The 12,847-nt window shown below is 49.1% G+C and carries 17 protein-coding genes; 16 read left to right on the forward strand and 1 reads right to left on the reverse strand.

The window, feature by feature from the left end; all coding sequences use genetic code 11:
- Positions 1 to 9 precede the first annotated feature (9 nt).
- The 16 genes from P2H89_RS16745 to aroQ all read left to right on the forward strand — a co-directional run bounded on the left by P2H89_RS16745 (position 10) and on the right by aroQ (position 12,138).
- On the forward strand, positions 10 to 996 hold the full coding sequence (locus P2H89_RS16745) for an aldo/keto reductase (RefSeq protein WP_275828853.1): 987 nt from the start codon (positions 10 to 12) through the stop codon (positions 994 to 996).
- A 293-nt stretch (positions 997 to 1,289) separates the two neighbouring features.
- Complete coding sequence (locus P2H89_RS16750) at positions 1,290 to 2,198, forward strand: hypothetical protein (RefSeq protein WP_275828855.1); 909 nt, start codon at positions 1,290 to 1,292, stop codon at positions 2,196 to 2,198.
- A 379-nt stretch (positions 2,199 to 2,577) separates the two neighbouring features.
- Positions 2,578 to 3,168, forward strand: a complete 591-nt coding sequence (locus tag P2H89_RS16755) for a TetR/AcrR family transcriptional regulator (protein WP_275828857.1) — start codon at positions 2,578 to 2,580, stop codon at positions 3,166 to 3,168.
- 222 nt (positions 3,169 to 3,390) lie between these two features.
- Complete coding sequence (locus P2H89_RS16760; protein WP_275828859.1) at positions 3,391 to 3,636, forward strand: hypothetical protein; 246 nt, start codon at positions 3,391 to 3,393, stop codon at positions 3,634 to 3,636.
- Between the two features lie 23 nt (positions 3,637 to 3,659).
- Positions 3,660 to 4,940 carry an MFS transporter gene (locus P2H89_RS16765; protein ID WP_275828861.1) on the forward strand — a complete coding sequence of 427 codons (1,281 nt, stop codon included), beginning with the start codon at positions 3,660 to 3,662 and terminating at the stop codon, positions 4,938 to 4,940.
- Positions 4,941 to 5,135: 195 nt separating this feature from the next.
- Positions 5,136 to 5,534 (forward strand): hypothetical protein, encoded by a 399-nt coding sequence (locus P2H89_RS16770; RefSeq protein ID WP_275828863.1) that lies wholly within the window; start codon positions 5,136 to 5,138, stop codon positions 5,532 to 5,534.
- A gap of 124 nt (positions 5,535 to 5,658) precedes the next feature.
- Complete coding sequence (gene infA, locus P2H89_RS16775) at positions 5,659 to 5,877, forward strand: translation initiation factor IF-1 (protein ID WP_119054088.1); 219 nt, start codon at positions 5,659 to 5,661, stop codon at positions 5,875 to 5,877.
- Between the two features lie 15 nt (positions 5,878 to 5,892).
- Complete coding sequence (gene ykgO / locus P2H89_RS16780) at positions 5,893 to 6,009, forward strand: type B 50S ribosomal protein L36 (RefSeq protein WP_010519235.1); 117 nt, start codon at positions 5,893 to 5,895, stop codon at positions 6,007 to 6,009.
- A gap of 106 nt (positions 6,010 to 6,115) precedes the next feature.
- Positions 6,116 to 6,496: a 30S ribosomal protein S13 gene (gene rpsM, locus P2H89_RS16785; RefSeq protein ID WP_275828909.1), complete on the forward strand. Its 381-nt coding sequence runs from the start codon at positions 6,116 to 6,118 to the stop codon at positions 6,494 to 6,496.
- Positions 6,497 to 6,698: 202 nt separating this feature from the next.
- A complete protein-coding gene (gene rpsK, locus P2H89_RS16790) occupies positions 6,699 to 7,103 on the forward strand; it encodes a 30S ribosomal protein S11 (RefSeq protein WP_275828911.1) in 405 nt (134 codons plus the stop codon).
- Positions 7,104 to 7,253: 150 nt separating this feature from the next.
- Entirely contained in the window at positions 7,254 to 7,859 is a 606-nt protein-coding gene (rpsD, locus tag P2H89_RS16795; protein ID WP_275828913.1) for a 30S ribosomal protein S4, read from the forward strand.
- Between the two features lie 122 nt (positions 7,860 to 7,981).
- Entirely contained in the window at positions 7,982 to 8,983 is a 1,002-nt protein-coding gene (locus tag P2H89_RS16800; RefSeq protein ID WP_275828915.1) for a DNA-directed RNA polymerase subunit alpha, read from the forward strand.
- 59 nt (positions 8,984 to 9,042) lie between these two features.
- Positions 9,043 to 9,528 (forward strand): 50S ribosomal protein L17, encoded by a 486-nt coding sequence (rplQ, locus tag P2H89_RS16805; RefSeq protein WP_275828918.1) that lies wholly within the window; start codon positions 9,043 to 9,045, stop codon positions 9,526 to 9,528.
- Between the two features lie 185 nt (positions 9,529 to 9,713).
- On the forward strand, positions 9,714 to 10,820 hold the full coding sequence (gene carA / locus P2H89_RS16810) for a glutamine-hydrolyzing carbamoyl-phosphate synthase small subunit (RefSeq protein WP_275828920.1): 1,107 nt from the start codon (positions 9,714 to 9,716) through the stop codon (positions 10,818 to 10,820).
- A 58-nt stretch (positions 10,821 to 10,878) separates the two neighbouring features.
- Complete coding sequence (locus P2H89_RS16815; protein WP_275828922.1) at positions 10,879 to 11,667, forward strand: hypothetical protein; 789 nt, start codon at positions 10,879 to 10,881, stop codon at positions 11,665 to 11,667.
- Positions 11,668 to 11,712: 45 nt separating this feature from the next.
- Complete coding sequence (gene aroQ / locus P2H89_RS16820) at positions 11,713 to 12,138, forward strand: type II 3-dehydroquinate dehydratase (protein ID WP_275828924.1); 426 nt, start codon at positions 11,713 to 11,715, stop codon at positions 12,136 to 12,138.
- A gap of 45 nt (positions 12,139 to 12,183) precedes the next feature.
- On the opposite strand, the gene P2H89_RS16825 is transcribed toward aroQ, so the two are convergent.
- Positions 12,184 to 12,816 carry a peptidylprolyl isomerase gene (locus P2H89_RS16825; protein WP_275828926.1) on the reverse strand — a complete coding sequence of 211 codons (633 nt, stop codon included), beginning with the start codon at positions 12,814 to 12,816 and terminating at the stop codon, positions 12,184 to 12,186.
- Between the last annotated feature and the right edge of the window lie 31 nt (positions 12,817 to 12,847).

Consider the following 12,847-nt stretch of genomic DNA (forward strand, 5'->3'; position numbering starts at 1 on the left):
ACGGATACCATGGAATACAGACAATTAGGAGAAACAAACCTGCAATTATCAGCCATCACTTTTGGCGCCTGGGCCATTGGTGGATGGATGTGGGGCGGAGCCGATAGAAAGGATGCATTGAAAGCGATCCAGGCTTCTTATGAAGCAGGCGTAACGTCAATCGATACGGCGCCCGCTTATGGCCAGGGCCTCAGCGAAGAGATCGTGGCCGAAGCCACTCAATCGATACCGCGCGATAAGGTGCAGCTGCTCACGAAGTTTGGCCTGCGGTGGGATGTGAAGGAAGGGGAGTTCTTCTTCAAGAGCAAAGACAACGCCGGCAATGAGATCGATATGTACAAGCTGGCATCCAAAGCCAGTGTGATCAAGGAATGCGAAGACTGCCTGCGCCGCTTGAAAACCGATTACATCGATCTGTTCCAGATACACTGGGCCGATGCTACTACCCCGATCGCGGAGACCATGGAAGCCCTGGCTTTGCTAAAGCAACAGGGAAAGATCCGGGAAGCGGGCGTGTGTAACTATTCGGTTGAGCAAATGAAGGAAGCAGCTAAAACCTTCAGCCTGGCATCAGACCAGGTGCCTTACAGCATGGTGTTCCGGGATATTGAAAAGGAGTTGGTGCCCTATATACTGGAGCATAAGAAGTCCATTATTGCCTATAGCCCGCTGCAGCGCGGCCTGCTCACCGGAAAGATAAAGCCGGGCCACCAGTTCAACGAAGGTGATACCCGGGAGGGCAACCGCTTTTACACCGAAGAGAACATCATCAAAGTAAATGCGTTCCTCGATACGCTGAAGCCACTGGCCGAAACAAAACAGGCATCGCTCGCACAGCTGGTACTTCGCTGGACGATCGAACAACCAGCCATTACCGTGGCATTGGCAGGTGCCCGCAACGCGGAGCAGGCTGTGCAGAACGCCAGGGCGATAGAGGTTAAGTTATCAAAAGAAGAGATCGGCTTTATTAATAAGCAGATCGCCACCTTGTTATAGTGGAGTTCATCAACGGGTCGGGGCAACTGATGCAATCAGTTGCCCCGACCCGTTTGCATAAGTAAAGTCCCCGCGCTCAGGTCTCCAAACAGGTACGGTTGGCGGTTTCCTGTAATGTGTTCGGTTCCTGGTAAAAGTTATTGCTGCTTCGTTTGTGGTTACCGGTATATTTACTATCTTTTCTTTCCTGAATTTGCTTCCCCCCCCCCTTTTAGTATTCCTTCCGCCTTACGGCAAGGCAGTTACCTGCCCGTACCTATACACCGTTAAACTAAACTCTAAATACTTATCTTATGCGCTCTTCGAACACTACTACCGTTGCAGCCTTGACGGAAGTAAAACAATCGCCACTCAAAAAGATCGTTGTATTCCTCTTGTTGCTGGTGCTCGCAGCCGTGGCAGGCCTTGTATTGCTCCAATGTTGCTTCGACCTTCAAAAGGACTCGTTCGGCCGGGAAATAGGCGTCGTACTGTTGCAGGTGATAGCTGTGGGGGTGATCGGTTCTATCTTTTCACTGGTGCTGACGCAGTACACCGCAAGTCAGGCCAGTCTGCAGGCTGAGCGTCAACGGTACCACGAACAATTGCAGCTTGAACTGGAGCGCGCACGGAATGAACAACTGCGCGCCGAACAGGAAGAGCGTGTACGCATGGAGAAGCAGCGCGATGCGGAACGGGTAGTGATCCGCAACAAGAACGAGTTGAAGAAAGACATCATCCGGCGAATCAGCCATATCTACAATGAAACGAAGGGAGCCAGGCGTATGCTGCGCGCAAAGGCATTGTCTACTGCCTACAATGATAAGAATGTAGTGAATGCCAATCTTTACATCAAGCCTTATGCGCAGTATATGGAAGTGATCAACGACCTGCAGCTCGAACTTGAAGGGATACGCGAGGAAATAAATTCCAACAAAGCCCATGTGTCCTATTATGCCAATGATGAAAACATTCAGGCGTGTATGAAGGAAATGGAGCACTATCTCGGCGAAGTGATCAGTGAATACGAAACCTCCCGGCTCAAGTTCAACGACAAGGCATATGCCCCTTATATGGATTTCGATAAACTGAAGGATCTCCTCAGCTCCGCCAGGCAGGGTAGCCAAACGGCTTTCCGCACCCGCTTTATCAATAACTATAAATCCGTGATCTCCGATATGCTTGATGATCTCGTAAGCCCCGCCGAGAACGGCGTAAAGTAGAAGGGTAGGGGCGCTGCCGTAGTCGCCTGCTCCAGGCGACTACGGCAGCGCAGGCTGCTTCATGTGTGCGATCAGCTGTTGCTGGTAATGGGTCAGCATCGGCCGCGTCTGCTACTGTGTCTTCGCGTGTACGATCAGCTGTTGTAGCAAATGCGGCGACATCGACCTTGTCCACTCCCGCTCCTTCCTGCTGGCGATCAGCAATTCCCCCGGGTCTGGCAAAACCGGCCGCGGTTATGGGGCCCTGCCTGCCCGCGTACCCAGGCCTCTAAAAAGCCCGGCATGTTCACTTTGGAACTTCCGCTGTCCGGTCCTCCAACAAAAAAGTCTCCTTGGGCCTATATAAGTAAATGAACATTCACTTATATTTGTGCCACCAATGAGAACACGTGACACTGAAAAAGAAGACCTGGTAAGGCAGAAGGCTATTGAACTGATTGTAAATGAAGGTTTTGACGGGTTCAGTATGCAGAAGCTGGCCAAGGCCGCCCAGATATCCCCTGCCACCTTATACATATACTATAAGGACCGGGACGATCTGTTGGTGAAGTTGTGTCTCAGCGTGGTCGACGACATGCTGGCCATCAGCCTGAAGGATTTCCACCCCGAATTGCCCTTTGCCGAAGGGATGGCCCTGCAGTGGCGCAACCGGTTGGAGTTTTTCATGAAATACCCGCTCGAAACCGAGTTCCTCGAGCAGGCACGGTATTCGCCCCTTTACGCCAAAGTGCAGGTAGGAATAGCGAGTAAGTTTGGCAGTGTGTTGGGACCATTCGTGCACCGGGCTATCGAGAATGGCGAATTACAGCGTCTTTCGTTCGAGGTATACTGGTCTGTCGCTTTTGCTCCTCTATACCAGCTCATGAAGTTTCACAACCAGGGCCTTGGCCCCAGCGGCGTGAAATTCCAGCTTACAGAGCCGGTCATGAAGCAAGCCCTGGGCCTGGTATTAAAGGCATTGAAGCCTTAAGGCTTTAGGTCTCGACCCCGAAGCTGACCCTGAGCTGAAACCGAAGCCGAAGCTGAAACCGAATGCCGAAACCGAAGTAGAAAGCCGAAATCGAAGGCGAAACCCCGAAGCGCGAAACTTAGGTGTGCAGCGCAAGGCCAGTCTGCATAAAAGTCACCCCCTTCAACCATAAAATGGAAAGGGCCGCCTATTTAGTAAATGAATGTTCATTTAAACAATATCATGCTAACTCAAACGTCTACCGGGTCAAACGTACAGGTGCTGGTATTCAAAACCGACCTAAGTACCAGGAAGAAAGTACGCCAGCTGGCGCTGCACCTCGACCAGGAATCCGGCATCCTCCGGTGGAATGTAGACCACTGGGACGCAGACAATGTATTGCGCATCGAGACCACCCGGTTGTCGATGCAGCAGGTGATAGACCTCGTAACGGGCGCGGGTTATCACTGTACAGCTTTGCCCGATTAATTATTAATTGATACGTTATAGCCATGAATCAAACCCAGCCAATTGCTGAAAAACTCAGCTTTACGCCCTACCAGAAACTGGTAGTGGCCATCCTTGCCCTGCTTCAGTTTACCATTATCCTTGATTTTATGGTGCTGTCACCGCTCGGCACCATCCTCATCAAAGAATTGAGCATCACACCGGCCCGTTTTGGGTGGGTGGTTTCTGCTTATGCCTTCAGCGCCGGTATATCGGGCGTACTGGCAGCCGGCTTCGCCGACAAATACGATCGTAAGAAGTTGCTGCTGATCTTCTACACCGGTTTCCTGATCGGAACGGCCCTCTGTGCCATGGCAACTGATTTCCATTCGCTGCTGATCGCCCGCATCGTCACCGGCCTCTTCGCCGGTGTGGTAGGCTCGGCCAGCATGGCCATTGTAACCGACCTGTTCCCGATCCAGATGCGCGGACGTGTAATGGGGTATATCCAGATGGCCTTCGGCGGCAGCCAGGTATTGGGTATCCCGATCGGACTGCTCCTGGCCACCCGCTGGGGCTGGCACTCTACCTTCTGGATGATCGTGGTGTTTGGGCTATTACTCGGCTTTGTGATCCTGTATTACATGAAGCCGGTTACGGAACACCTTAAGCTCAGATCGGAAAAGAACCCGCTGGAACACTTGGTGCACACGATCACCATGCGTCCATACCTGCTTGGCTTCCTGGGCACCATGCTGCTGGCGACTGGCGGCTTTATGATCATGCCATTTGCCAGTACTTTCACTACCAATAACTTAGGTATTCACCAGGATCAGTTACCGCAACTTTATCTCATCACCGGTATCTCCTCGCTGGTGCTGATGCCGCTGATCGGCCGCGCCAGCGACAAGATCGATAAATACCTGATCTTCTGCGTAGGAACTGCCCTCAGTATGCTGATGATCGGCATTTACACCAATATGGGGCATACTACCTTCGCTATGCTGTTGGTTGTCAATATCATCATGTTCACCGGCATCATGTCGCGCATGATCCCGGCGGGCGCTATCACCAGCGCCATTCCGCAGCCGCAGGACAGGGGCGCCTTCATGAGCATCAACTCCTCTGTACAGCAGGTATCGGGCGGTATAGCCGCTGCTATTTCGGGTATGATCATCGTGGAGAATCCCGATAAAAGCCTTCGTCATTTCGATACGGTGGGTTATGTAACCATGATCGCCATGGTGGTGGCCGCTGTGATCATGTACTTCGTAGCCAGGCAGGTACAACATAAAATGGGCCGTCCGCTGAGCGCCAAACCGGCAGGAGAGGCGATGGCTACCTAACCGCCCCCGCGCAATTCCGGGCAACTTAACCGCGGGTTAACGGCAATAATTTTTTTTGGTATCCCGGGTTTCGTTAAATTAGAAAATGATTAAACCGCGGAGCACGCAAAGACGCTGTTGACAGGTTGTAAACCCTTCTCAATGTGACTTTGCTGTGGTCCGCGGTCTTTTTTATTCACCTAAAATTGCTGTCGTATGCTTAAATTTTCAGATCTGAAGCCCGGAGACATCGTTATGGCCAACAACGAAGGCCAGCTCGAAGAAGGAACAGTTACTGACTTGAACAGGGAAGACAAGGAAGTTTGCGTGGAAACGGCTGTGCAGGAATTCTGGTTCAAACCCGAAGATCTTTACCCCATTCCCCTTACCGAAGAACAGCTCTTAAAGCTTGGTTTTGAACGATCTGAGAATGGTGACGGCACGGTGAAGTATAAGAAAGACTCTTTCCGCGTACAACTCCCCGTAAAAGGCAACTTCAACGAAATGGAGATCTGGTGGCGTGAGGATCGCCGGCACCTGCGGGCACCCATCGCCGTGCATGAACTACAGAACCATTATTACCAAATGACCAAAGTAGAGCTCAATCCAGCCTGATTTTCAATTATTTTACACGTATATTTGCCCGCTTGTAGGCCAAATCACGGAAGAACGGAAAATTTTAAGCTATTATTTCATATTTCCGTGTGATAATCCTATCTTTGCGCCTCCTTAAACGAATATGGGAAAACAACCGCTGATTAAACAAGATGGAGTAATTCTGGAAGCCTTGTCAAATGCTATGTTCAGAGTGAAATTGGAAAACGGTCACGAAATATTGGCCACCATCTCAGGGAAAATGCGGATGAATTACATCCGGATTTTGCCAGGCGATAAAGTGGGAGTGGAAATGAGTCCCTACGATTTGTCAAGGGGAAGGATAATTTTCAGGTACAAATAAGTAAAAAGTAATATCATGAAAGTTCGTGCATCCATTAAGAAGCGCAGCGCCGATTGCAAGATCGTGAGGAGGAAGGGCAGGCTGTATGTGATCAACAAAAAGAATCCCCGCTTCAAGCAAAGACAAGGGTAAAAGCGAATCGCTTACAAGCCCCGGGTAGTATCCATCGCTTCACCTGTGGTCATGTAAGTGAAAGCTGAGCGCTACAACAAACTAAAAACAATAAACTAATAAGTAAATGGCTCGTATTGCCGGTGTAGACTTACCAAAGAATAAAAGGGGTGAGATTGGTCTTACCTACATTTTTGGTATTGGTCGTTCTACTGCTCAGTATATTCTGGGTAAAGCAGGTATTGACTTCAATAAGAAGGTGCATGCCTGGAATGACGATGAACTGAACGCTATCCGTAACATCATCACCAATGAGTTCAAGGTAGAAGGTCAGTTGCGTTCTGAAGTTCAGATGAGCATCAAGCGTTTGCTTGATATCGCCTGCTACCGTGGCTTGCGTCACCGTAAAGGCCTGCCGGTTCGTGGTCAACGTACCCGTACCAACAGCCGTACACGGAAAGGAAAACGTAAGACAGTTGCTGGTAAGAAGAAGGCAGCTAAGAAATAATGCTACAGAGACACTGTTGTACGGTGTCTCTGTTTTCATATTTTGCCTGTTACAGTTACTTGTAGCGGGCAGAAGGAGGCGCAACTTGTTGCGTCTCTACGAATTTGGGTCAATACCGGATAGCGCAACCGCAGGAGGATTGATCCAGTCCCGGAAATCTCCGGGATCATTTTTAAACGTAAAGATTACCTGTTAACAAATCATGGCAAAAGCACAACAAAACAGCGCAAAAGCCGCTGCGAAGAAAAGAGTTGTGAAGGTTGACTCTTATGGCGACGCCCACATCGTGGCCAGCTTCAACAACCTCATCATCAGCATTACCAACAAGAACGGCCAGGTTATCTCCTGGAGCAGCGCCGGTAAAATGGGCTTCAAGGGTTCTAAGAAGAACACTCCTTATGCCGCTCAGATGGCATCTGCCGACGCCGCTAAAACTGCTTTCGACGCTGGCGTTAAGAAAGTAGACGTTTACGTAAAAGGTCCCGGTGCCGGTCGCGAAAGCTCCATCCGTGGTCTCGCTCAAAACGGTATCGAAGTAGTGCAGATCAAGGACGTAACTCCGCTGCCCCACAATGGTTGCCGTCCCCCCAAGAAGAGAAGAGTATAGTGTGTTGATCGAAGCGATCCAGGGAACCACAGCGTTGGTTATCCCCGCTTCGGAACAATGCATTCAAATCGATTTATAAACAGGGTGCCCGATTTATTTTTAAGATTTTTATTGATCAGGCACCGACACCAAAAAATCACTTAAACAATTATGGCACGTTATACTGGTCCAAAAACAAGAATCTGCCGCATTTTCGGCGAGCCTATCTTAGGCAATGGTAAATACCTCAGCAAGAACAGCAATCCTCCGGGTCAACACGGTCCTACCAAGAAACGTAAGGCACCCGGTGAGTACGCTCTCCAGTTGAAAGAAAAGCAAAAGGCCAAATACACTTACGGCGTTCTGGAAAAACAATTCCGTAAGACATTCGAAGAAGCCAACCGTATCAAGGGTGTTACCGGTGAAAACCTGATCAAGCTCCTCGAAGCTCGTCTGGACAACGCCGTTTACCGCCTCGGTCTCGCTGCTTCCCGCCCAGGTGCACGTCAGCTCGTATCTCACAAGCACGTAACCGTAAATGGTGAAGTAGTGAATATCCCTTCTTTCCAACTGAAGCCCGGTGATATCATCAGCATCAAGGAAAAGGATAAAGCAAACACTTCTATTACCAGCCAGTTCCGTGGCAAGAACCAAAAGTTCTCCTGGCTCGACTGGAACGAGACTGAAATGCAAGGTACTTTCGTAGCTTATCCTGAGCGTGAAAGTGTGCCTGAGAACATTAAGGAGCAGTTGATTGTTGAATTGTATTCTAAGTAATCGTGAAGAGTGGCTTGCAATAGCTGCTTAATCCGGTACTCTGATCACAGCAATTCCAAATGTTCATCGTTTAAGGCGGCATTGCCGGCCTTCAAACAAGTAAAAAACAGAAATTTTAAAATATGGCCATTTTAAATTTCCAAAAGCCAGACAAGATCGTTTTACAGAAAGCAACGGAATTCGAAGCTCAATTTGAGTTTCGCCCGTTGGAACCCGGTTTCGGTGTAACTATTGGTAACGCCTTACGCAGGGTGTTGCTGAGCTCACTGGAAGGTTACGCGATCGTAGGTATCCGTATTGAAGGTGTAGACCACGAGTTTGCTACCATCAAGGGTATCACCGAAGACGTACTCGAGATCATCCTTAACCTCAAACAGGTTCGCTTCAAAAAGAAGGTGGACCATGAGATCGGTCAGGAAAAGATCACCCTGAGCATCAAGAACAAAGCCGAATTCACTGCCGGCATGATCGGCGAAGCCACACAAAGCTTCGACATCATGAACCCCGATCTGCTGATCTGTACTTTGGATACATCGGCCAAGCTGGACATCGAACTGTCTGTTTCAAAAGGTCGCGGTTACGTGCCTGCTGAAGACAACAAGGTAAAAGATGCTCCATTTGGTTATATCCCCACCGATGCGATCTTCACACCCATCAAGAACGTGAAATACGCGATTGAGAATACGCGTGTGGAGCAACGCACCGACTACGAGAAGCTGATCATGGACGTAACTACCGATGGAACCATCCATCCGGAAGAGGCTGTTAAACAAGCCAGCCGCATCCTGATCCAGCACCTCATGATCATCACCGACGAAAACATCACTTTCGATAATAAGGAAGACAAGAAAGAAGATGTGGTGGATGAGCAAATGCTGCAACTGCGCAAGATCCTGAAAACACCGTTGGAAGATCTCGATCTCTCCGTACGTGCGTTCAACTGTCTGAAAGCAGCCAAGATCAACTCCCTCAGCGAACTGGTTCAATACGAGCAGGAAGACCTGATGAAGTTCCGCAACTTCGGTCAGAAGTCACTTGCAGAAATTGAGCAGGTACTGGCTGAAAGAGGTTTGCACTTCGGTATGGACCTGAGCAAACTGGGATTGGATAAAGAAGAACTCTAATTTTTGATAACAGTAGACTGTAATTCCTGACACGGTACAGTCGGTAAAATTTAAACGTCATGCGTCACGGAGACAAGAACAACAACCTGGGCAGAACAGCCTCCCACAGGAAAGCGTTGCTGAGCAACCTGACCTGCGAGCTCATCGCCCACAAGAGAATCGTAACTACCCTCGCCAAGGCCAAAGCGTTGCGTAAGTACATCGAGCCACTGATCACTAAAGGTAAAGAGAACACCACTCACCAACGTCGTGTAGTGTTCAGCTACCTGCAGGACAAAGAAGCTGTTACCGAACTGTTCAGCACCATCGCTGAAAAGATCGGCGGCCGTCCCGGTGGTTATACCCGCATCATTAAGCTCGGCATCCGCCAGGGTGACAACGCCGAAATGGGGCTGATCGAACTGGTAGATTTCAACGAGATCTACGGTAAAGGCAAAGCTGAAGCTAAAGAACCCGCTAAGAAAACACGCCGTAGCAGAACCGCTAAGAAAGCTGGTGAAGCGAAGGGTGAAGAAGCGCAATCTGAAGACAAAGCTGCCGAATAAGCATGATTTGATTTCTTTTGATATAAAAGCCCCGCATTTTAATTGCGGGGCTTTTTTTAGGCCATCAGGGGAGGCTCAGCAAGCTGGCACCCAATCAGTTACCGGGAATACCGGGACAAACTGTGAACAATTTTAACTTCAAATAAATACAATAATCGTTTTCTTTGCAAAATTTTTCACTACACATGTCCACATCACAAAAACCTGCTGTTCTGTTATTGGCGGATGGTACCGTACACTTTGGGAAAGCTTTCGGTAAGATCGGTACAACTGCCGGGGAAATTTGTTTCAATACCGGGATGACCGGATACCAGGAAGTGTTCACTGATCCAAGCTACTTCGGCCAGATCATTATCATGAACAATGTGCATGTTGGTAACTATGGTACCAAAGACACAGATGTAGAATCGAACAGCGTGAAGATCCGCGGTCTCATCGGCCGTAACCTCGAAGAACAGTACTCCCGCAAGCAAGCCAACGCTTCGCTCGAGAAGTACCTGATCGATAACAACATCGTTTGTATTGAAAGTGTCGATACACGCGCGCTCGTTACACACGTACGCGAGAAAGGTGCCATGAACTGCATCATCTCGTCCGAGATCCTCGACGTGGAAGAACTGAAGAAACAACTCGCCAAAGTGCCCAGCATGGACGGCCTTGAACTGGCCAGCGAAGTATCTACCCAACAGCCCTATACCATGGGTGATGAAGCTACTGCTGCTGTTAAGGTGGCTGTGATGGACTATGGCACGAAAAAGAATATCCTCCAGTGCATGGTTGACCGCGGAGCATTCGTAAAAGTATTCCCCGCTAAAACTACCCTGCAGGAACTGAAACAATTCAATCCCGATGGTTATTTCATCTCCAACGGCCCCGGCGACCCCGCTGCCATGGATTATGCAGTAGCCACCGTGAAAGAGATCCTGAATGAGAAGAAACCCACCTTCGGCATCTGCCTCGGCCACCAACTGATTGCACTCGCCAATGGTATCGATACCTTCAAACTGCACCACGGTCACCGCGGACTTAACCACCCCGTTAAGAACCTCCTGACCGGCAAGTGTGAAGTGACCACCCAAAACCATGGTTTTGGTGTGGACCCCGAATCGGTGAAGAAGGCAACGAATGTGGAGATCACACACGTTAACCTCAACGATGATTCGATCGAAGGCATTCGCCTGAAAGACAAGCCGGCTTTCTCCGTGCAATACCACCCCGAGTCTACACCGGGCCCGCACGATAGCCGCTACCTGTTCGATGATTTCATCAATCTTGTTAAAGAGAAAAAGTAACTAGTGTTGGGGCAATAGAACGTTGTGCGTTAACGTTTGTACAATAAACCCCAATACCGTGAGATATTTTTGTCTGGCCCTGCTATCCTTAGCCTTGTTAATTGTCGCTTGTCAGAAGGATGTAAAAGATCCAAATACGCAACCTCCCGTGAATAGCGACTGCATGCTTACTCGCATTGTACAGGGTACTGGGATCGATGATACGGTCTACATCATCAAATACGATGCGCAAAAGAGGGTACAGACAATCATCGACAGTGCTTATGAGGACACTATGACAGCGTCTTACACTGGCAACAATAAATACCCAGATCGGGTTGATGCAGTATTCGCGGGTAGTGTGAGTTACACTTATGACGCCACAGGTAATCCGACGATGGTGGCAGGAGGGATTGGAAATAAAGTGGAAATGCAATACGCTTCCGGCAGCCAGCTATCAACTGCCGCTTTATTCTACCGGGAGAATTCGACCTGGAAACCGTCCCTGAATTATAAATTCCGTTACGATAGTAAGTCGAATCTGGTCGGTTTTGATGAATTCAACTCCAGCCAGGTACTGCGTGGGCAGACACAGATCACCTATACGGAGATACAAAATCCGTTCAAAGATCTGAGTCCATATAATTTTGCCAATATGCTCGGTATGGATGATGTATTGCCTGCTTTCATGTTCCTGTACAAATCCCAATACCTACCTAAAACAATCACCGCTAGGCTGATTTACGAACTTAGTTACAAGCAAAACAGCGCAGGTCAGGTTACAAGCTCGGTAGCCACCGTAAAGAATCCAAGCACCGGCGATATAGAATATATTGCAACGCGCTATTATTTTTATCAGTGCAAATAGGCCAGGATTCCGAAATTACATTACATTAGAGCAACGGTATATTGTATGAAGATCGCGATCATCAACGGGCCCAATCTTAACCTGCTCGGTAAACGGGAACCAGGCATCTATGGCAGTCAGTCATTCGAAGAGTTCTTTGCAGAACTTAAGAAACTGTATCCTCAGGTTGACCTGCATTATTTCCAAAGCAATATAGAAGGGGAGTTGGTGACCGAACTACAGCGCGTGGGTTTCGAGTATGATGGCATTATCATGAATCCCGCAGCTTATACCCATACTTCAGTAGCGATCGGCGATGCCATTGCAGCGATCAAGACCCCAGTCGTAGAAGTACATATCTCCAATGTACACGCACGGGAGGAATTCCGCAAACTATCTCATGTATCTGCCAAGGCAGCCGGTAGCATCATTGGCCTGGGACTTAAAGGCTACGAGCTCGCCCTGCAATACCTGCTGAGCCGCAAAGCATAGTGAAGTTTGCACAAGGAAGAAAAGTGGGGCAGGGGGATTACCAGCTCATAGAAATATCCGCAGCAACAACACATAGCCATGATCCTGCTTTGATTCATCCAGCTTACGGATGATGTGCACGCCATTAGCAGTCCATATCTTGAACATATCTCCCTTCTTACAGCGGGCGAGCGCCTTTTCTATTTGCGGCATCATATAGCCGGTAGCTACCCAGCCGAGGTCGCCATTGGTTTTGGCTTCACCGCCCATAGAATAGGTCCGGGCCATATCTTCAAAGGAGGCCGCCCCAGCTCTTATACGTTTAATAATATCATCAGAAAGAGAGTCTGCAAATCGCTTGGAGAATACCGAGGTATCGATGAATATCTGCCCGGGATGGTTGAACGTGGTTGGAGACTTGGCCAGTATCTGTACCAGCGTTTTGCCGCCCTGGTAGGGCCCATACACTTTACCCACTTTACCATGGTAAGCCAGGCTATCGGGCAGCCCATAGAATTGCTGCGTACTGCGGATCACGATGGTATCGATCACAAACTTCTTCTTCAGAATATCTTTTACGTAGAGCGGTCCGTTGCCGGATCGTTCAATGTCGGCCTTGATCTGTGCAACGGACTTCAGCTGCGCCCACAGTGGTGGCGCCATCATCATTAAAAGAAGTATCAGTACCGGTACTTTCATTCGCCTAAAGGTAATAAAAGAGAAAGACCCG

The organism is Paraflavitalea sp. CAU 1676 (genome assembly GCF_029223285.1).
Taxonomy (GTDB): Bacteria; Bacteroidota; Bacteroidia; order Chitinophagales; family Chitinophagaceae; genus Paraflavitalea.

Bases quoted from the DNA above. Each gene is read 5' to 3' on its own strand.
- rplQ (WP_275828918.1), top strand. From the start codon at position 9,043: ATGCGTCACGGAGACAAGAACAACAACCTGGGCAGAACAGCCTCCCAC.
- rpsD (WP_275828913.1), top strand. From the start codon at position 7,254: ATGGCACGTTATACTGGTCCAAAAACAAGAATCTGCCGCATTTTCGGC.
- aroQ (WP_275828924.1), top strand. From the start codon at position 11,713: ATGAAGATCGCGATCATCAACGGGCCCAATCTTAACCTGCTCGGTAAA.
- rpsK (WP_275828911.1), top strand. From the start codon at position 6,699: ATGGCAAAAGCACAACAAAACAGCGCAAAAGCCGCTGCGAAGAAAAGA.
- carA (WP_275828920.1), top strand. From the start codon at position 9,714: ATGTCCACATCACAAAAACCTGCTGTTCTGTTATTGGCGGATGGTACC.
- infA (WP_119054088.1), top strand. From the start codon at position 5,659: ATGGGAAAACAACCGCTGATTAAACAAGATGGAGTAATTCTGGAAGCC.
- P2H89_RS16765 (WP_275828861.1), top strand. From the start codon at position 3,660: ATGAATCAAACCCAGCCAATTGCTGAAAAACTCAGCTTTACGCCCTAC.
- P2H89_RS16760 (WP_275828859.1), top strand. From the start codon at position 3,391: ATGCTAACTCAAACGTCTACCGGGTCAAACGTACAGGTGCTGGTATTC.
- P2H89_RS16745 (WP_275828853.1), top strand. From the start codon at position 10: ATGGAATACAGACAATTAGGAGAAACAAACCTGCAATTATCAGCCATC.
- P2H89_RS16770 (WP_275828863.1), top strand. From the start codon at position 5,136: ATGCTTAAATTTTCAGATCTGAAGCCCGGAGACATCGTTATGGCCAAC.
- P2H89_RS16800 (WP_275828915.1), top strand. From the start codon at position 7,982: ATGGCCATTTTAAATTTCCAAAAGCCAGACAAGATCGTTTTACAGAAA.
- P2H89_RS16750 (WP_275828855.1), top strand. From the start codon at position 1,290: ATGCGCTCTTCGAACACTACTACCGTTGCAGCCTTGACGGAAGTAAAA.
- ykgO (WP_010519235.1), top strand. From the start codon at position 5,893: ATGAAAGTTCGTGCATCCATTAAGAAGCGCAGCGCCGATTGCAAGATC.
- P2H89_RS16755 (WP_275828857.1), top strand. From the start codon at position 2,578: ATGAGAACACGTGACACTGAAAAAGAAGACCTGGTAAGGCAGAAGGCT.
- rpsM (WP_275828909.1), top strand. From the start codon at position 6,116: ATGGCTCGTATTGCCGGTGTAGACTTACCAAAGAATAAAAGGGGTGAG.
- P2H89_RS16825 (WP_275828926.1), bottom strand. From the start codon at position 12,816: ATGAAAGTACCGGTACTGATACTTCTTTTAATGATGATGGCGCCACCA.